The 17,044-nt window shown below is 76.4% G+C and carries 21 protein-coding genes; 14 read left to right on the forward strand and 7 right to left on the reverse strand.

From position 1 onward, the window contains the following. Positions 1-140: 140 nt before the first annotated feature. A complete protein-coding gene (locus CELF_RS04565) occupies positions 141-662 on the reverse strand; it encodes a GNAT family N-acetyltransferase (protein ID WP_041553817.1) in 522 nt (173 codons plus the stop codon). A 53-nt stretch (positions 663-715) separates the two neighbouring features. Then, complete coding sequence (locus CELF_RS04570) at positions 716-1,600, reverse strand: HAD family hydrolase (RefSeq protein ID WP_013770072.1); 885 nt, start codon at positions 1,598-1,600, stop codon at positions 716-718. 62 nt (positions 1,601-1,662) lie between these two features. On the opposite strand from CELF_RS04570, the gene CELF_RS04575 reads away from it, so the two are divergent. Both CELF_RS04575 and CELF_RS04580 read left to right on the forward strand, forming a co-directional pair. Next, on the forward strand, positions 1,663-1,953 hold the full coding sequence (locus CELF_RS04575; protein ID WP_013770073.1) for a glutaredoxin family protein: 291 nt from the start codon (positions 1,663-1,665) through the stop codon (positions 1,951-1,953). Between the two features lie 50 nt (positions 1,954-2,003). Further along, positions 2,004-2,714: a redox-sensing transcriptional repressor Rex gene (locus CELF_RS04580; RefSeq protein WP_013770074.1), complete on the forward strand. Its 711-nt coding sequence runs from the start codon at positions 2,004-2,006 to the stop codon at positions 2,712-2,714. A 140-nt stretch (positions 2,715-2,854) separates the two neighbouring features. Here the strand turns inward: CELF_RS04580 and CELF_RS04585 are convergent, their stop codons facing one another. Further along, positions 2,855-3,415 (reverse strand): YceI family protein, encoded by a 561-nt coding sequence (locus CELF_RS04585; RefSeq protein ID WP_013770075.1) that lies wholly within the window; start codon positions 3,413-3,415, stop codon positions 2,855-2,857. 100 nt (positions 3,416-3,515) lie between these two features. Here CELF_RS04585 and CELF_RS04590 point away from each other — a divergent pair, with 100 nt between their 5' ends. The 6 genes from CELF_RS04590 to ccsB are packed head-to-tail and all read left to right on the forward strand — an operon-like array spanning position 3,516 to position 9,223. Next, a complete protein-coding gene (locus CELF_RS04590; protein WP_013770076.1) occupies positions 3,516-4,073 on the forward strand; it encodes a MarR family winged helix-turn-helix transcriptional regulator in 558 nt (185 codons plus the stop codon). 49 nt (positions 4,074-4,122) lie between these two features. After that, positions 4,123-4,794 (forward strand): histidine phosphatase family protein, encoded by a 672-nt coding sequence (locus CELF_RS04595; RefSeq protein ID WP_013770077.1) that lies wholly within the window; start codon positions 4,123-4,125, stop codon positions 4,792-4,794. Next, positions 4,791-5,405 carry a TlpA family protein disulfide reductase gene (locus tag CELF_RS04600; RefSeq protein ID WP_013770078.1) on the forward strand — a complete coding sequence of 205 codons (615 nt, stop codon included), beginning with the start codon at positions 4,791-4,793 and terminating at the stop codon, positions 5,403-5,405. Before CELF_RS04595 ends, CELF_RS04600 begins: the two co-directional genes overlap by 4 nt. Continuing rightward, positions 5,402-6,334, forward strand: coding sequence for a cytochrome c biogenesis CcdA family protein (locus CELF_RS04605; protein ID WP_013770079.1), 933 nt, complete (start codon positions 5,402-5,404; stop codon positions 6,332-6,334). Before CELF_RS04600 ends, CELF_RS04605 begins: the two co-directional genes overlap by 4 nt. A 1-nt stretch (position 6,335) precedes the next feature. Next, positions 6,336-8,186 (forward strand): cytochrome c biogenesis protein ResB, encoded by a 1,851-nt coding sequence (gene resB, locus CELF_RS04610; protein ID WP_013770080.1) that lies wholly within the window; start codon positions 6,336-6,338, stop codon positions 8,184-8,186. Then, entirely contained in the window at positions 8,183-9,223 is a 1,041-nt protein-coding gene (gene ccsB / locus CELF_RS04615) for a c-type cytochrome biogenesis protein CcsB (RefSeq protein ID WP_013770081.1), read from the forward strand. Before resB ends, ccsB begins: the two co-directional genes overlap by 4 nt. Before the next feature lie 47 nt (positions 9,224-9,270). Here ccsB and CELF_RS04620 read toward each other — a convergent pair whose 3' ends face one another. Then, a complete protein-coding gene (locus CELF_RS04620; RefSeq protein ID WP_013770082.1) occupies positions 9,271-9,609 on the reverse strand; it encodes a PLDc N-terminal domain-containing protein in 339 nt (112 codons plus the stop codon). A gap of 50 nt (positions 9,610-9,659) precedes the next feature. On the opposite strand from CELF_RS04620, the gene CELF_RS04625 reads away from it, so the two are divergent. Beyond that, complete coding sequence (locus tag CELF_RS04625) at positions 9,660-9,974, forward strand: DUF4229 domain-containing protein (protein ID WP_041553345.1); 315 nt, start codon at positions 9,660-9,662, stop codon at positions 9,972-9,974. Between the two features lie 24 nt (positions 9,975-9,998). Here the strand turns inward: CELF_RS04625 and CELF_RS04630 are convergent, their stop codons facing one another. Further along, positions 9,999-10,868, reverse strand: coding sequence for a 1,4-dihydroxy-2-naphthoate polyprenyltransferase (locus CELF_RS04630; protein ID WP_013770084.1), 870 nt, complete (start codon positions 10,866-10,868; stop codon positions 9,999-10,001). Continuing rightward, on the reverse strand, positions 10,865-12,175 hold the full coding sequence (gene menE, locus CELF_RS04635) for an o-succinylbenzoate--CoA ligase (RefSeq protein WP_013770085.1): 1,311 nt from the start codon (positions 12,173-12,175) through the stop codon (positions 10,865-10,867). Before menE ends, CELF_RS04630 begins: the two co-directional genes overlap by 4 nt. Positions 12,176-12,306: 131 nt before the next feature. Between menE and CELF_RS04640 the strand changes: the two genes are divergently transcribed. The 3 genes from CELF_RS04640 (at position 12,307) to CELF_RS20345 (ending at position 14,971) form a co-directional block, all read left to right on the forward strand. Next, on the forward strand, positions 12,307-13,389 hold the full coding sequence (locus CELF_RS04640; protein ID WP_013770086.1) for a DUF3048 domain-containing protein: 1,083 nt from the start codon (positions 12,307-12,309) through the stop codon (positions 13,387-13,389). Between the two features lie 68 nt (positions 13,390-13,457). After that, positions 13,458-14,555 (forward strand): DUF3048 domain-containing protein, encoded by a 1,098-nt coding sequence (locus tag CELF_RS04645; RefSeq protein WP_232014303.1) that lies wholly within the window; start codon positions 13,458-13,460, stop codon positions 14,553-14,555. A gap of 260 nt (positions 14,556-14,815) precedes the next feature. Further along, the gene (locus tag CELF_RS20345) at positions 14,816-14,971 is read left to right on the forward strand and encodes a hypothetical protein (RefSeq protein WP_013770088.1); all 156 of its coding nucleotides are present in this window, start codon (positions 14,816-14,818) and stop codon (positions 14,969-14,971) included. A 43-nt stretch (positions 14,972-15,014) separates the two neighbouring features. On the opposite strand, the gene CELF_RS04650 is transcribed toward CELF_RS20345, so the two are convergent. Next, positions 15,015-16,001, reverse strand: a complete 987-nt coding sequence (locus CELF_RS04650; RefSeq protein WP_013770089.1) for a 1,4-dihydroxy-2-naphthoyl-CoA synthase — start codon at positions 15,999-16,001, stop codon at positions 15,015-15,017. 124 nt (positions 16,002-16,125) lie between these two features. Between CELF_RS04650 and CELF_RS04655 the strand changes: the two genes are divergently transcribed. Beyond that, a complete protein-coding gene (locus CELF_RS04655) occupies positions 16,126-16,452 on the forward strand; it encodes a DMT family transporter (protein ID WP_013770090.1) in 327 nt (108 codons plus the stop codon). Then, entirely contained in the window at positions 16,449-16,997 is a 549-nt protein-coding gene (locus CELF_RS04660) for a TetR/AcrR family transcriptional regulator (RefSeq protein WP_013770091.1), read from the forward strand. Before CELF_RS04655 ends, CELF_RS04660 begins: the two co-directional genes overlap by 4 nt. Positions 16,998-17,044 lie beyond the last annotated feature (47 nt).

Consider the following 17,044-nt stretch of genomic DNA (forward strand, 5'->3'; position numbering starts at 1 on the left):
CGGACCGGGCCGCGGGCGTGTGGGAGGGAGGACCGCCGCCAGGGCGGGAACTCATCGGCCGGGGCTCGACCCGCGCGACGACGGAGCGGCGCCGGCCGACGACGACGCAGCGGCTCGGCGGCCGCGGTGCGGCTGCCCGGTCACAGGGCCCGTTCGAGCACGAAGTCGTCCTCGACGCGCGACCCGACCGTGAAGTGCTTGGTCCCGACGACCGCGAACCCGGACCGCTCGTAGAACGTGCGCGCCCGGACGTTGAGCTGGTTCACGCCGAGCCACATCCCGGCCGCGCCGCGCCGCCGCGCCTCGTCGAGCGACGCCGCCATGAGCGCGTGCGCGACGCCCGCGCCGTGGTGGTCGGGGTGCACGTAGCACTTGGACAGCTCGATCGTGGGGCGCACGGTGAGCGCGGCACGCACGTCGCCGTCGGCCGGCTCGCCCTCGACGAGCATCGTGTAGCCGGTGAGCACGTCGTCGTCCGCGACGAGCACCGCACGCGCCGGGTCCGCGACGTACTGCGCGAACCGCTCGGCGGACAGCACGGCGGCGACGAACGCCTGCTGGTCGGCGGCGGTCGACCCCGGCGGGCACGCGAGGGGGAAGGTCAGCGCGGCCAGCGCCGCGAGCGCGTCGACGTCGGCGGGCAGGGCGGGACGCACGGGCATGCGCGCCAGCATAGGCAGCGGCCGCGCGGCGGCGGAGGGCGTCGGGGGCCGCGTCAGGAGCCGCGCAGCGACCGGCGCACCGCACGCACCACGAGCCCCACGACCCAGGCGAGCCCCGCGAGGCTCGCGGCGTTGATGCCGCGGCGCGCGGTACGGCTCCGGCCGCTGCGGAACTCGCGCACGGGCCAGCCGACGCTCGCCGCGTGGCGGCGCAGGCGGCGGTCGGGGTTGATCGCGCACGGGTGGCCGACCTCGGACAGGATCGCCACGTCGTTGGTCGAGTCGCCGTAGGCGTACGAGGCGACGAGGTCGATGTGGTCGCGCTCCGCGAGCGCGCGCACCGCGTCGGCCTTGGCCTGGCCGTGCAGCATGTCGCCGACGAGCCGCCCGGTGTAGAACCCGCGGTCGTGCTCGGCGACCGTGCCGAGCGCGCCGGTCACGCCGAGCCGCCGGGCGATGACCTCGCCGATCTCGACCGGGGTCGCGGTGACGAGCCACACCTCGTGACCCGCCGCGATGTGGTCGTCGATGAGGCGCTGCGTACCGGGGTAGATCCGCAGGCACAGGACCTCGTCGTACACGTCCTCGGCGATCGCCGTGACCTCGGCGACGGAGTGGCCGCGCATGATCTCGAGGGCGCGCGAGCGCACCTCGTCGATCTGCCGCTTGTTCTCCCCGAACGTGAGGTAGCGCACCTGGTGCACCGCGAACCGCACGATGTCCAGCTTGCGGAAGAAGCCCCGGCGCCACAGGCCGACGGCCAGGTGGAAGGACGACGCCCCGCGGATGATCGTGTTGTCGACGTCGAAGAACGCGCCCGCGCGCACCTCGGTGGCGGTGGGTTCGGCGGCCGGGACGGGCACGTCGACGGGGGCGCCCGCGACGCCGGCCTCGGCGATCTTGCGCGCCGCGGGGGAGGGGTCTGCAGCCGGGCGCACCCCGCCACTGTAACGAGCCACCGGCGCCCCGTGGACGGGCCGGCCGGTCGCGGTCGCCTAGCGTGGGGTGCGTGAGCGACAACCCGCCCCGTGTCGTGCTGTTCGGCCGCGCCGGCTGCCACCTGTGCGAGGACGCGCGCGCGGTCGTCGCGCAGGTGTGCGCGCGTGCGGGGGAGGCGTGGCGGGAGGTCGACGTGGACGACCCGCAGGGTGCCGACGGCGGCCGGGACCTGGTGGCCGAGCTGGGCGAACTCGTGCCGGTCGTGGAGGTCGACGGGGTCCGGCAGGGGTTCTGGCGGATCGACGCCGCGCACCTCGAGCGGGCCCTTTCCCGCGCCCGGAGCACGCCCTAACCTGGCGGGACGGTCCGCCCGGACCGTCAGGGGGTCCTGCGGGGGTCGACGTGGACACGCATCGCACGACATCCCGGGCGCGCGGCGGGGCGACGGAGCCCGGCACCGCCCGGCAGGGGCGCACGCGCACGGTGCCGCCGTCGACGGTCGCGCGGCTGCCCGGGTACCTGCGCGCGCTGCACGCGCTGGCGGCCGAGGGGGCGGTCCTGACGTCGTCGGACGAGCTCGCGGCGCGCGCGGGCGTCGGCTCGGCGCAGCTCCGCAAGGACCTGTCCTACCTGGGCTCGTACGGCCGGCGAGGGGTCGGGTACGACGTCGCGCACCTCGCGGAGCAGGTCGAGGTGGTGCTGGGCCTGACGACGCAGCGCCGGGTCGTCATCGTCGGCATCGGCAACCTGGGGCACGCGCTGGCGAACTACTCGGGGTTCGCGGACCGCGGGTTCGCGGTGGTCGGGCTCGTCGACGCGGACCCGGCGGTGGTCGGGACGACCGTCGCGGGCCTGGTGGTGCAGCCGTTCGACGCCCTCCCGGGCCTCGTGCGCGCGACGGGCGCGTCCATCGGCGTCATCGCGACGCCGGCCGCGGGGGCCCAGGTCGTCTGCGACGCGCTGGTCGAGGCGGGGGTGGCGGGCATCCTGACGTTCGCGCCCGCGGCGCTGGCCGTGCCGCCCCACGTGGACGTGCGCGCGGTCGACGTGGCCTCGGAGCTGCAGATCCTCGCGTTCCACGACCGTCGCCGGACGGGGACCTGGGAGGCGTGAGGCGCGGCTGCCGTCCGGCCCACCTCCCCCGCGGGGCGGGTGGGCGTCGGGACGGGACGCGCGGACGGCGCCCGCCGGCCGGGAGGGGGCCTGCGGACGCCGTCCGTGGGGTGCCCCGCGGTGCGGCGGGGCGGGCGGGCTCAGCCCTGGCGGATCGCCGAGACGTCCAGCGCGATGGCGACCTTGTCGGCGACGAGCACGCCGCCGGCCTCGAGCGCCGCGTTCCAGGTCAGGCCGAAGTCCTTGCGCGAGATCGTGACGGTCGCCTCGAACCCGGCGCGCGTGTTGCCGAACGGGTCGACGGCGGTGCCGTTGAACTCGGTGGCGAGCTCGACGCGCTGCGTGACGCCGTGGATCGTCAGGTCGCCGACGAGGACGTACGCGTCGCCCTCGGGGCGGATCTCGGTGGACACGAACGTCCACTGGCCGAACTTCTCGACGTCGAAGAAGTCGCCGGACTTGAGGTGGCCGTCGCGGTTGGCGTCACCGGTGGAGACCGTGGCCGGGTCGAGCGTGACGGACACCGAGGTGTCCTCGAGCGTCTCGCCGACGGTGATGGTGCCCTCGGAGACGGCGACCGAGCCGCGGACCTTGGAGATGCCCGCGTGGCGGACCGTGAAGGACGCCTCGGTGTGGGAGGCGTCGACGGCCCAGGTGCCGGTCGTGAGGCCGGTGGGCAGAGCGGTGGCGGTGGCGGTCATGGGTGGCTCCTCGAGTCGTTGAACTGTCAACTACTGCCGTTAGTTGAGAATTGAACTACACTCGGGAGCCGAGCGCAAGAGATGCCCGGAGGACGGAGACGTGATGAGCACCACCAGCGCGCAGACCGCGACGTCGTCGCGCGCCGCCGCACCCGAGCCGACCCCGCCCGGCGGCTGGCTGACCGCCGAGCAGCAGCAGCACTGGCGCGCGTTCCGGTCCGGCGTCGCCCGCCTCACCGCGGTCCTCGAGCACGAGCTGCTCGAGCGCACCGGCCTGTCCACGCACGAGTACGAGGTCCTCGTCCGGCTCTCCGAACGTCCCGGCCGCACGATGCGCATGTCCGAGCTCGCCGACGGCCTCGTGCACTCCCGCAGCCGCCTCACGCACACGATCCGCCGCATGGAGGACGCCGGCCTCGTCGCGCGCACGCCCTGCGCCGAGGACGCCCGGGGCGTCAACTGCACCCTGACGGAGCGCGGCTGGGCGCGGCTCGTGGACGCCGCCCCCGAGCACGTGCAGTCCGTGCGGGACCACCTCGTCGACGTCCTCACGCCCGAGCAGTTCGCCGCGCTCGGGGCCGCGATGCAGGTCGTGTCCGACCGGATCGTCTCCGGGCCGTGCGCGGACGCCGCGGGTGGCCCGTGCCACACCGACTGAGCGCCCGATCCGTCCGGAGCACCCAGGAGGGTTTGCGACACTGAGGCCCATGGTCGCCACCACCGTCCACCTGCTGCGCCACGGCGAGGTCCACAACCCCGACGGCGTCCTGTACGGCCGGCTGCCCGGGTACCGGCTCTCCGAGCGCGGGCACGCGATGGCACGGGCCGTCGCCGACGCGCTCGCGGGCGAGCCCGCGGACTCCGGGGCGGCACGGGCCCGGCACGACGTCACGGTCGTGGTCGCCTCCCCGCTGCAGCGCGCGCAGGAGACGGCCGCACCCATCGCCGCCGCGTTCGGGGTGGACGTGCGGACCGACGAGCGGCTCATCGAGGCCGACAACCACTTCCAGGGCAAGACGTTCGGCGTGGGCGACGGCTCGCTGCGCCACCCCGAGCACTGGCCCCACCTGCGCAACCCGTTCCGGCCGTCGTGGGGCGAGCCCTACCGTGAGCAGGTCGAGCGGATGCTCGCCGCGGTCGACGACGCCCGTGCGCTCGCCCGCGGCCACGAGGCCGTGCTCGTCAGCCACCAGCTGCCCGTCTGGGTGACCCGGCTCGCGCTCGAGAACCGCCGCCTGTGGCACGACCCCCGCCGCCGTCAGTGCAGCCTCGCGTCCCTGACCAGCCTGCGCTACGAGGACGACCGCCTCGTCGGCCTCGGCTACAGCGAGCCCGCCGCCGCGCTGCTGCCCGGCGCGTCCGCGGTGGCGGGCGCATGACCGCCGTCCGGCCGTCGCGTCGACGCGTCCTCGCCGCCCTCGCCGCGACCGTGCTGCTCGCGGCGGGGTGCACCGGCGCACCCGACGACGACGCGCCCGCCGACGTCGTCGACCAGGGGTACCAGTCCGGCGACGGCACCGCGACCGTGTGGCAGGCCGCCGACCGCAAGGGACCCCTCGAGCTGTCGGGGACCGACTACGCCGGCGCCGCGCAGGACGTGGCGGACTGGCGCGGCGACGTCGTCGTGCTCAACACCTGGTACGCCGCCTGCCCGCCGTGCCGCGCCGAGGCCCCGGACCTCGTGCAGCTCGCGCAGGACTACGCCGACGAGGGCGTGCACGTCCTCGGCATCAACGGCACCGACGCCGCAGGTGCGGCCGAGGCCTTCCAGCGGCAGTTCGAGGTCCCCTACCCGAGCCTGGAGGACACCGACGGCTCGGCCGTCGCCGCGCTGCAGGGCGTCGTCCCCGTCAACGCGGTCCCGACGACCGTCCTGCTCGACAAGGACGGGAAGGTCGCGGCCCGCATCCTCGGTCTCGCCGAGGGCTCCACGCTGCGCGCCCTCGTCGACGACCTGCTCGCCGAGCAGCCGGGCGGCGCCGCGTCGTGACCCCCGCCGCCGTCCCCGCGCTCGTCGCCGCGCCCGTCCTGCCGGTCGCCGCGGACGTCGGCGACGCGTTCGGCCGCGCCGTGACGTCCGGGTCCCTGCTGCTCGCGGTGCCCGTCGCCCTGCTCGCAGGGCTCGTGTCGTTCGCCTCCCCGTGCGTCCTGCCGCTCGTCCCCGGCTACCTCGGCTTCCTCGGCGGCATGTCCGGTGCGGGCGCCGGGCGGGCTTCCACGCGCACAGCCGGCGCGGCGGACGCCGTGGCGGCGCGCGAGCAGGGCGCCGGTCCCGCCGGTGCACCGGGCCGCGGTCGGGCGGGCACCGCGACGGCGGCCCGCGTCGAGCCCCCGCGCTCGCGCCTGCTCCTCGGCGTCGGCCTGTTCGTCGCCGGGTTCACCGCGGTCTTCGTCGCCTACGGCGCGCTCGCCGGGTCGCTCGGCGGCCTGCTGCTGCGCTGGCAGGACCCCGTGACCCGCGTCCTCGGCGTCGTCGTGATCCTCCTCGGCCTGTCCTTCGTCGGACTCGTGCCCTTCCTGCAGACGGAGCGGCGGCTGCACCTCGCGCCGCGTGCCGGGCTGTGGGGCGCGCCGCTGCTCGGCGTCACGTTCGGGCTGGGCTGGACGCCGTGCATCGGCCCGACGCTCGCCGCGATCCTCACGCTGTCCCTCGACGGCGGGTCTGCCGGCCGCGGCGCGGTGCTGGCGGTCGCGTTCTGCGTCGGGCTCGGCCTGCCCTTCCTGCTCGTCGCGCTCGGCTTGGGCAGCAGCACCCGCATGCTCGGCCTCCTGCGCCGGCACCGGCTCGCGATCATGCGCGTCGGCGGCGCGCTGCTCGTCGTCCTCGGCCTCGCCCTGGTCAGCGGCGTGTGGGGCACGTGGGCGGCGTGGCTGCAGGGCGTCCTGACCGGGAACGACCCGTTCGTGCCGGTGGTGTGACGTGAGCACCTACCGCCCCGAGGGCCTCGACGACGCGTTCACCCGGGACGTGGACGCACCTGCCGACGCCCCGGGCGACGTGCGCCTGCCGACGCTCGGGCTCGTCGGGTGGCTGCGCTGGGCGTGGCGCCAGCTCACGAGCATGCGCGTCGCGCTCCTGCTCCTCATGCTGCTCGCCGTGGCCGCCGTGCCCGGCACGCTGTTCCCCCAGCGCGCCCAGGACCCGGCCGGGGTCGCGGAGTACCTGGTCGACCACCCCACGACGGGGCCGTGGCTGGACCGGCTCGGGCTGTTCGGCGTCTACTCGTCGGTCTGGTTCTCGGCGATCTACCTGCTGCTGTTCGTCTCGCTCGTCGGCTGCATCCTGCCGCGCACGCGCGTGCACCTCGCGGGGGTCCGCGGCCGTCCGCCGCGCACGCCGCGCCGGCTCGGCCGGTTCCCCGCGCTGGGCGGCGGGCTCTCCGACGACACGCCGCAGGCCGTCGCCGCGCGCGCCGCGGCCGTGATGCGGCGCGGATGGGCGTGGCTGCCGTTCGTGCCGACCTACCGGGTCGACGTGCACGACGAGGGCGGCGGCACGTGGTCCGCCGCGGGGGAGCGCGGGTACCTGCGCGAGACCGGCAACCTCGTCTTCCACCTCGCGCTCGTCGGACTGCTCGTGTCCGTCGCGACCGGCCAGATGCTGCACTACCGCGGCCAGGCGATCGTCGTGCAGGGCCGCGGCTTCGCGAACGCGCAGGTCGACTACGACACCTTCGAGCAGGGCACGGCGTTCGACCCCGCGGACCTCGTGCCGTTCACCCTGCGGCTCGACGACTTCGAGTCCCGGTTCGACCCCGACACGCTGCAGTCGCGCGACTTCACCGCGCACGTGACCCTGACCGAGCCCGGGCAGGAGCCGCAGGAGCGCACCATCAAGGTCAACCACCCGCTCGCCGCCGGCGGCGCCAAGGTCTACCTGCAGGGCAACGGGTACGCGCCCGAGGTCACGGTGCGCGACGCCGCGGGCGAGGTCGCGTTCGCAGGGGCCGTGCCGTTCCTGCCGGAGGACGAGGTGTACACCTCGCGCGGCGTGATCAAGGTGCCCGACGTCAGCGGCGGGCAGGAGCAGGTCGGTGTCATGGGCTACCTGCTGCCCACGGCGCGCGAGATGGCGCCCGGCTTCTGGCGCTCCACCGACCCGCAGCCGACCGACCCGCTGCTCGTGCTGTCCGTCTGGTCCGGCAACCTGGGCCTCGACACGGGCGTGCCGCAGAACGTCTACGAGCTCGACGAGTCGCGCCTGGAGCAGTCCGTCGACGAGGCGGGCGACGCGGTGACCCTCTACGTGCGCCCCGGGGAGACGGTCGAGCTGCCCGACGGCCTCGGCACGCTCACGTTCGACGGCCTGCCGCGGTTCGTCGCCCTCGACCTGCGCCACGACCCCGCGCTGCCCTTCGTCCTGGTGTTCGCGCTGCTCGCGTTCGCCGGGCTCGCGGCCAGCCTGTTCGCGCCACGTCGACGCGTCTGGGTCCGGGCCGCCCCCGGCACGGGCGACGACGCCGGCCGTACAGTGGTCAGCGCCGCGGGGCTCGCCCGGGGCGACGACGTGGGGCTGCAGCCCGAGCTCGACCGCCTCCTCGCCGCGACCCTGACGAGCACCGCCCCCACGAGCGGCATCCCCACCCGCACGACGCCGACGAGCACGACGCCGACGAGCACGACGCCGACGAGCACCGCCCCGACGAGCACCGCCCCGACGAGCACCGCCCCGGCGGGCGGCGCGCCCGCCGGCACCCGCACCAGCACCACCCCGACGGCCGACGAGGCCGCCACCCCGTCCCCGACCGTCCCCCGAGGAAGCACCCCATGACCACCGGAGACCTCAGCACGCTCCTCGTGTGGGCCGCGACGACCGCGCTCACCATCGCGCTCGTCGCGTGGACCGTCGACCTGGCCGCCGTCGCCGAGCGCGCGCAGGGGCGCGCCCGCCGGGCGACCGCGGCCCGCACGCCCGTCGCCGTGGGCGCCGCAGAACCGGCGGACGACTCGCTCGCCGACCCGGCCCCGGTCACGGGGACGGCCGGCCCGGACGGGACCGCCGCGGGCTCGCCGCGTGCCCAGGGCATCGCGCGCATGACCACGTACCTCGGTGCGCTCCTGCTCCTCGCGGGCGTCGCGCTGCGCGGCGTCGCGTCGGGCCGCTGGCCCACCGCCAACATGTACGAGTTCACGATCGTCGGCGTGCTCGTCGCCGTCTCGGTCCTCGCGGTCGTGCAGCGCCGCCGGCCCATCGCGTTCGTCGGCGTCGTCGTGCTCGGGATCGCGGTGCTCGCCCTGGCCCTCGGGCTGCTCGTGTTCTTCGTGCAGGCGGACGCGGTGCAGCCCGCGCTCGACAGCTACTGGCTGATCATCCACGTCGGCGTCGCGATCATCGCGACGGGGGTGTTCACGGTCGCGTTCGCCGCGTCCGTGCTCCAGGTGCTGCGCGACGTGCGGGCGGCGGGTCCGCGCGAGGTCGACGGGCCGGCCCGGCGCACGGACGCGCTGCGCCGCTGGGTGCTCGGTCCCCGCTTCGCGTGGCTGGAGCAGGTGCCCGGTCCGCGCGAGCTCGAGGCGCTCGCGTTCCGGCTCAACGCGATCGGCTTCGTGCTGTGGACGTTCACGCTGATCGGCGGCGCGATCTGGGCCGAGCACGCGTGGGGCCGGTACTGGGGCTGGGACCCCAAGGAGGTCGGCACGTTCGTCGCGTGGGTCGTGTACGCCGCGTACCTCCACGCGCGCACGACGCGAGGCTGGAGCGGGCGGCGGGCCGCGTACTTCGTGTTCGTCGGCTACGCCGTCGTGCTCGCGAACTTCACGGTCGTGAACCTGTTCGTGGACGGCAAGCACGCGTACTCGGGGCTCTGAGCCCCGGGGCCGTGGAACTCTGAGCCGGGCAGCCCCGGACGGGTGGGTCAGCCCGTCGGGCCGTCGTTCGTGCCCTGCTCCCGGCGGCGGCGCTCCTCGTCGAGCCGGCGCAGGAAGTCCGGGTCGTCGTCCGGCGCGACCGGGCCGGGACGGCGACCGCCCGGGCGGGAGGGGCGCGCGGGACCGCCGGCCTGCCGCCGGGCGGCCCGGCGGCCCCGGCTGACGAGCACCCAGACGACGGCGCCCAGCACGGGCACGAGCACGACGAGCGCCATCCACAGCACGGGGTGCACGCCGAGGCGCTCGTCCTCGTCGCTCCGGGAGATGTCGAGCACGCACCACACGACGAGCCCGACGAGGATCACGAATCCGAGATACCGGGCCATGGGGTCACTGTAGGCGTCGGTCCTGCGGCCCGCCGTCCTACCCTGGTGCCGTGCCTGTCGTGCGCTACACCGCCACCCGTCTCGCGATCTTCGCCGCCTGCCTCGGCCTGCTCTGGTGGGTGGGGATGCGGTCGTGGCTCGCCGGCGTCGTGGCCCTGCTGCTCGCCTGGATGGCCTCCTACGTCCTGCTGCCGCGGCAGCGCGAGGCCGCGGTCGCGTGGGTCGCGGCGCGGTCCGAGGAGCGCGAGCGCGCAGGGCTCCGCAGCCGCCTCGGGTCCGGGGCGCGCGACGACGCGGCCGTGGAGGACGAGGCCGACGAGCAGGCCCGCCGGGCCGCGGGCGACGGGCCGACGACGACGGCCTGACGCGCGGCGGCGACCCGTGGCGCGTCAGAGCGCCAGGCCGAGCCCCAGCAGCACGCCGAACGCGAGCTCGAGCATCCCGGTGCCGGCCAGGACGGGCACGAGCGCCCGGCCACGGGCCCCGAGCAGCACGATCCCCGCGAGCACGCCGGCGGGGGCGAGCAGGAGCGCCACGAGCCACGCCCACGGCGCGACCGCCGCGCAGGCCAGCCCGAGCAGCATCGGCAGGAGCACGAACGCGGCGTAGACACGGCGCGCCCGTCGCTCGCCCAGACGGACGGCCAGGGTGCGCTTGCCGACGAGGGCGTCGGTGGGCACGTCCCGCAGGTTGTTCGCCATGAGCAGCGCGCACGCGAGCAGGCCGATCGCGACGGCGCCGGCCCACGCGGTCCACGGCAGCTCGGCCGCCTGCGTCCACGTGGTGCCGAGGACCGCGACCAGGCCGAAGAACACGAACACCCCGACCTCGCCGAGCCCGCGGTAGCCGTAGGGCGACTTCCCGCCGGTGTACGTCCACGCGGCGCCGATCGCGAGCACCCCGACGCCGAGCAGCCACCAGTCGCCCGTGGCGAGCACGAGCGCCAGGCCGACCACGGCTGCGACGCCGAACGCCGTGAACGCCGCGGCCCGTACCGCGCCCGGCCGGGCCGTGCCCGAGGCCGTGAGCCGCAGCGGCCCGACGCGGTCGACGTCGGTGCCACGCACCCCGTCGGAGTAGTCGTTCGCGTAGTTCACGCCGACCTGGAGCGCGAGCGCGACCCCGAGGGCGAGCGCCGCGCGCCCGAGGTGCGCACCGCCGACCTGCGCGGCCGCCCCGGTGCCGACCAGCACGGGCGCGGCGGCCGCCGGCAGGGTCCGGGGCCGGGCTCCGGCCAGCCACTCGCGGGCAGTGGTCACGCGTCGCTCCTTCCGGTGGGTGCGGGCACGGCGCCCGCGGTGCGCGACCCGGGGGCCGCGGCGCCGGCGACGGACGGGCCCGCCGCCGGGGTGCGTTCCTGCACGAGCCGGGCGACGGCCGCCCGGTCGACCTTCCCGGGTCCCCGCAGGGGGAGCGCGGGGACGACGACGACGCGCCGCGGCGCGTGCGCGGCACCGAGCCGCGCCGCGACCGTGGACCGGACCCGCTCGAGCGAGGGGCCGCGACCGCCGCGCGGCACGACCACCGCGACGACCGCCTGGCCCCACTCGTCGTCCGGCACGCCGACCACGCACACCTCGGCGACCTCGTCCAGCCCCGACAGCACCGCCTCGACGGCCGCCGGGGCGACCTTCGCGCCGCCCGTGACGAGGACGTCGTCGAGCCGTCCGAGGACCGTGAGGACACCGTCGTCGACCCGGCCGAGGTCGCTCGTGCGCAGCACCCGCGCGTCGCCCGTCCCCGCGAACGCCTGCGCGTCGAGGTCGGGGCGGCCCAGGTAGCCGGCGGCCAGCACCGGTCCGGCGAGCAGCACGCGTCCCTGCTCGTCGAGCGCGACCCGCACGCCGTCGAGCGGCATGCCGTCGTACACGCACCCGCCGCAGGTCTCCGTCATGCCGTACGTCGTCACGACGCGCACGCCCGCGTCCCTGGCCCGCTCGCGCAGGTCCGGCGGCGTCGCGGCACCCCCCAGCAGCACCGCGTCGAACGTGCCGAGCGCCGCGGTCGCGTCGGGGTCGTCGAGGACCCGCACGAGCTGCGTGGGGACCAGCGACGTGTACCGGCGACCGCCCGGCATCGCGGCGACCGCGTCGCGGAACGTGGCCGCGCGGAAGGGGCCGTCGGGCAGGACCGTGGGTGTCGTGCCGGCGAGGACCGAGCGCACGAGCACCTGCAGGCCCGCGACGTGGTGCGCGGGCAGGGCCAGCAGCCACCGCCCGGGCCCGCCGAGGCGACGTCCGGTGGCCGCGGCCGACGCGCGCAGCGCCGCCGCGGTCAGCAGCACGCCCCGCGGCTCTCCGGTGGAGCCCGACGTCCGCACCACGACGGCGACGTCGTCCGGGACGCCGGCCCCGCGAGTCCCCGGGGTGGCGCCGCTCCGCTCCTCGGCGGGCTCGTCGGGTCGGGCAGGCCCGGCGGCGGCGGCCCGTCCGGGAGGTGCGGCGGGCGCGGCGGGAGCGCCCAGGGCGACGGGGGCGACCGCTGGGCCGGCGTCGTCGAGCGCGGCACGCAGCGCGGGGAGCAGCAGCTCCGCGCGCGCGGGGACGTCGCGCAGCAGCCGGGTCACCGCCCCAGCCTAGGCGGCACCCGGGCGCCGGCCCGGCGCGAGCGCCGCACGACGAGGGACCGCCGACCCTGGCGGGCGGCCGGGTGTCGCCCCGTAGAGTGACCCGCGGTCCGCCCCCGAAGGAGCTGTTCGTGCCCGTCGCCCCGATCCGCGCGTCGTCCCGGCGCCACGCCGTCCTGCTGTCCGGTGCCCTCGTGCTCGCGCTCGCCGCCTGCTCGGGCGGCCCGACGGCACCGGAGCCCGAGACCGTCTCGCAGCACGCCGACGTCGCCGTCGCGAAGGCCGCCGCGCCCGCGCCCGTCGTCCCGCCGCGCTGGCCGCTCACCGGGCAGTCCGCGGACGCCGTCGTCGAGCGGCCCGCGCTCGCGGTGAAGATCGAGAACCCCAAGGAGGTCCGCCCCCAGACCGGGCTCGACCAGGCCGACGTGGTCTGGGAGCAGGTCGTCGAGGGTGGCATCACGCGGTTCGTCGCGGTGTACCACTCGCAGGTGCCGGAGGAGATCGGCCCGATCCGCTCGGTGCGCCCGATGGACCCCGCGATCGCGGCACCGCTGCGCGGCATCGTCGCGTTCTCCGGCGGGCAGCAGGCGTTCGTGCGCGAGCTCGGCGCGGCGGGCCTGCAGCTCATGAGCCAGGACGGCGGCGCGGCCGGGTTCTACCGCAAGAAGGGCGTCGCACCGGCGCCGCACAACGTCTACGCGACGCCGCAGACGTTCTGGGACGCGGCCGACGCGGACCACGCGGCCTCGCCGCCCGCGCAGTTCACGTTCGCGCGGACCGCCGAGCGGGCCAGCGCGGTCCTCGCGGGGACGCCGGCGAACGAGCTCGAGGTCCGCATGTCCGGCTACTCGCGCCCGCGCTGGACGTTCGACACCGCGTCCGGGACGTGGCTGCGCTCCGAGGGGGACACCCCGGCGACCGCACGCTCGGGCGCGCGGCTCGCGGCGGCGAACGTCGTGGCGCTCGAGGTCCGGCTCGTCGACTCCGGCACGAAGGACCCCGCGGGCAACCCCGTCCCGGAGACCGTGCTCGTCGGCTCGGGCGAGGGCGTCGTCGTGAGCCAGGGACGCTCGCTCGCGGTCACCTGGTCCAAGACGTCGACGGACGCGGTCCTCACGCTGGCCGCCCCCGACGGCTCGCCCGTCGCGCTCGCGCCCGGCGTGACGTGGGTCGAGCTCGTGCCCGAGTCGTCCGGGACCATCACGGTCTCCTGACCGCTGCTGCGGCGACTCGCCCCTGGGCGGGTGCCGGCACGCCGACGCCTCGTGCCACAGTGGTGCGCGTGACGGGGACGACGCGAGCGACGGCAGGGCGGCACGGACGAGCACGCGCGGCGACGCGGTGGGCCGTGCCGCTGCTGGGCGCGGTCCTCGCGCTCGCGGCCTGCGGCGACGGCTCCCAGCAGCCGTCGCCGACCTCGGTGACGCAGCGCGCGGACGTCGGTGCCGACAAGGGGGCTGCGCCGGCCCCCGTGGTGCCGCCGACGTGGCCGCTGACCGGGGTCGAGGGCGAGCCCGTGGAGCGGGCCGCGCTCGGCGTCAAGGTCGAGAACACGGCCGTCGCCCGGCCGCAGACGGGACTCGAGCAGGCGGACGTCGTCTGGGAGACGATCGTCGAGTTCGACGTCTCGCGCCTGATCGCGGTGTTCCACTCCCAGGTGCCGGCCGAGGTCGGGCCGATCCGCTCCGTGCGCCCGATGGACCCGGTGATCCTCGCGCCCACACACGGCCTCATCGTCTTCTCGGGCGGCCAGCCCGGGATCCTCGCGCTCGTGCCCGCGAGCGGCCTGCAGGCGATCTCGCACGATGCGGGCGCCGACGGCCTGTACCGCACGCGGGACCGCGCAGCGCCGCACAACGTCTACGGCACGCCCGAGGTGTTCTGGGCGCAGGCGGACTCCTCGCACCAGGCGTCGCCGGGCGAGCAGTTCACGTTCGCGCGTACCGCCGAGCGCTCCGCGGCGGTCCGTTCGGGCACCCCGGCCGCGCTGCTCGACTTCCGGCTCTCGGCCGCGTCCAACCCGCGCTGGTCGTGGGACGCGGGCACGGGCACGTGGCTGCGTTCGGAGGGGCAGTCGCCGGCGACGGCCCGCTCGGGGCAGCGGCTGTCCGCGGTCAACGTCGTGTCGGTCACGGCGCCGCACCCCAACACGCAGTTCGGTGCGCAGGGCGGTGCCCCCGTGCCGACGTACGAGCTGGTCGGGTCCGGGGAGGGCGTCGTCGCCACCGGCGGGAAGACGGTCGCGGTCCGTTGGCAGAAGGACGCGCAGGACGCGCCGCTGCGGCTGTTCCTGCCCGACGGCAGCCCGGCCGATCTGGCCCCGGGCAACACGTGGGTCGAGCTGGTCCCGGAGGGGTCGGGCTCGCTGACGGTGTCCTGACCCGCACCGACCCGCACCGACCCGCACCGACCCGCACCGACGCGCGCCGGGCTGCACCGACCGGCACCGGCCCGGCATGGCCCGCACGGACCAGCACAGACCGGCGCAGAGTGCCCGTCGACCGAGCGGGACGGCGCGCGTCGACGAAGGGTTGTCCGCCCGCAGGTGGATCTTCGCCTCCGCCCGAGGGTGGGCACGGCCCGCGCGGATCCCGCCGACGGGCCGACGCGGCGGGACCCGGCCCGCGGCAGGCTGGAGCCATGACCGCACCGCACATGTCCGCCCCGGAGCACAGCACGGCGTCGCTCGGCGCCGTCGTGGCGGCGGGGGTCGTCCTCGTCGGCCTCCTCGTGGGGCTGGCCCTGGGCGTCGGCGAGGTCGTGGACCTCGTCGCCTGGATGTTCGGGCGGCAGTAGACGCCGGCTCCCCGGCACCTGCCGATGCGGAGGAGGGACCGCGTCAGTAGGCGTAGGGGAAGCCGGACCAGTCGGGCTCGCGCCTTTGGAGGAAGGCGTCGCGCCCCTCGACGGCCTCGTCGGTCATGTAGGCGAGTCGGGTGGCCTCACCCGCGAAGACCTGCTGACCGGCGAGGCCGTCGTCCGCCAGGTTGAAGGCGAACTTGAGCATGCGGATCGCCTGCGGCGACTTGGTCGCGACGATCCGCGCGTACTCCAGTCCCGCGTCCTCGAGCTCGTCGTGCGGCACGACGTCGTTGACGGCGCCCCACGCGTAGGCCTGGTCGGCGGAGTACTCGCGGGCGAGGAAGAAGATCTCGCGCGCGCGCTTCTGCCCGACCTGCCGGGCGAGCAACGCGGAGCCGTAGCCGCCGTCGAACGAGCCGACGTTGGCGTCGGTCTGCATGAAGCGCGCGTGCTCGCGGCTCGCGATCGTCAGGTCCGCGACGACGTGCAGCGAGTGCCCGCCGCCCGCGGCCCAGCCGCCGACGAGCGCGACGACGACCTTCGGCATGGTGCGGATGAGCCGCTGCACCTCGAGGATGTGCAGCCGCCCGGCGCGGGCGGGGTCGACGTCGGCGGCGCTGTCGCCGTCCGCGTACCGGTAGCCGTCACGGCCGCGGATCCGCTGGTCGCCGCCCGAGCAGAACGCCCAGCCGCCGTCGCGCGGGCTCGGGCCGTTGCCGGTGAGCAGCACCGTGCCGACGTCGGACGTGGTGCGGGCGTGGTCGAGCACGCGGTAGAGCTCGTCGACGGTGTGCGGGCGGAAGGCGTTGCGCACCTCGGGCCGGTCGAACGCGACGCGCACGACGGGCAGGTCGCGTCCGGTCGCGCCGGCGGCGCGCTGCTGCGCGTCGGGCCGGGCGTAGCCGCGGTGGTACGTGAGGTCGGTGAGGTCGTCGAAGCCGGGCACGGTGCGCCACCGGGTGGGGTCGAACGTGTCGGACACGCGTGCGGGCAGGGGCGGCTCGACGGGGGAGAGGTCGCTCACGCGGTCACCCTAGTTCGTCGCAGGAATGGTACGGTCGTACCAGAACCGTGCGCGGGACGGCGGACCTGACACCCGGCGCGCAGCGGTCGCCCACCGGCGGTGGGCCGCACGGAGGTGCATCCCCATGGCATGGATCGTCCTCGTCGTCTCCGGCATGCTCGAGGCGGGCTGGGCTCTTGCGCTCAAGCAGTCGCACGGCTTCACCCGGCTCTGGCCGAGCATCTGGTTCGTCGTGTTCGCCGTCGCGTCGTTCGCCGGGCTCAGCTTCGCGCTGCGCTCGTTGCCCGTCGGCGTCGCCTACGGCGTCTGGGTCGGCGTCGGCGCCGCCACCACCGCGGTCGCCGCCGCCGTCCTGCTGCACGAGCGCCTGTCGGTGCTCGCCGTGACGTCGCTCGTCCTCATCGTCGCCGGCGTCGTCGGGCTGCAGCTGTCGACCTCGGCGCACGCATGACCGTGCGCACCGGCAAGGGCGAGCGCCGCAAGGCCCAGCTCGCGGCGGCAGCAGCGGACCTCGTGCTGCGCGAGGGACCCGGCGCCCTCACCCATCGCCGGGTCGCCGCAGCGGCGGGCGCGTCCCTGTCCGCGACGACCTACTACTTCGCCGACCTCGACGAGCTCGCCGCCGCCGCGGGCCGCGCGCTCGTCGCCGCGTGGGTCGCGCACGCCGAGGGCGTGCTCGCCGCCTCCGACGGCCCGGTCGCCGACGCCGCCGGGCGCGTGGTCGACGCCGTCCTGCCGCCCGGCGACGACGAGCAGGTCCGCGCGCACTACGAGCACCTGCTCGGCGCGGGCCGCAACGTCGCGCTCGCCGGCGCCATCGCCGACGCCCGCGCCGAGCTCGACGCCGTCGTCGCGCGGCTCGTCGACCGCGTGGGGCTGCGCGTGCCCGCCGCGGTGGCGGTCGCGCTCGTCGACGGCGCCGCCGTGAGCGCCCTGTCCGAGGGGCGGCCGGTGCGGACCACCGCCCGCGGGCTGCTCGCCGTGGTCTCAGGCTGAGTCCCCGCGGGTCGCCGGTGCCCGCCCGCGGACGACGGCGTGCGGCG

Source organism: Cellulomonas fimi ATCC 484 (genome assembly GCF_000212695.1).
Lineage (GTDB): Bacteria > Actinomycetota > Actinomycetes > Actinomycetales > Cellulomonadaceae > Cellulomonas > Cellulomonas fimi.

Bases quoted from the DNA above. Each gene is read 5' to 3' on its own strand.
- CELF_RS04565 (WP_041553817.1), bottom strand. From the start codon at position 662: ATGCCCGTGCGTCCCGCCCTGCCCGCCGACGTCGACGCGCTCGCGGCG.
- CELF_RS04585 (WP_013770075.1), bottom strand. From the start codon at position 3,415: ATGACCGCCACCGCCACCGCTCTGCCCACCGGCCTCACGACCGGCACC.
- CELF_RS04595 (WP_013770077.1), top strand. From the start codon at position 4,123: ATGGTCGCCACCACCGTCCACCTGCTGCGCCACGGCGAGGTCCACAAC.
- CELF_RS04600 (WP_013770078.1), top strand. From the start codon at position 4,791: ATGACCGCCGTCCGGCCGTCGCGTCGACGCGTCCTCGCCGCCCTCGCC.
- ccsB (WP_013770081.1), top strand. From the start codon at position 8,183: ATGACCACCGGAGACCTCAGCACGCTCCTCGTGTGGGCCGCGACGACC.
- CELF_RS04620 (WP_013770082.1), bottom strand. From the start codon at position 9,609: ATGGCCCGGTATCTCGGATTCGTGATCCTCGTCGGGCTCGTCGTGTGG.
- CELF_RS20345 (WP_013770088.1), top strand. From the start codon at position 14,816: ATGACCGCACCGCACATGTCCGCCCCGGAGCACAGCACGGCGTCGCTC.
- CELF_RS04655 (WP_013770090.1), top strand. From the start codon at position 16,126: ATGGCATGGATCGTCCTCGTCGTCTCCGGCATGCTCGAGGCGGGCTGG.
- CELF_RS04660 (WP_013770091.1), top strand. From the start codon at position 16,449: ATGACCGTGCGCACCGGCAAGGGCGAGCGCCGCAAGGCCCAGCTCGCG.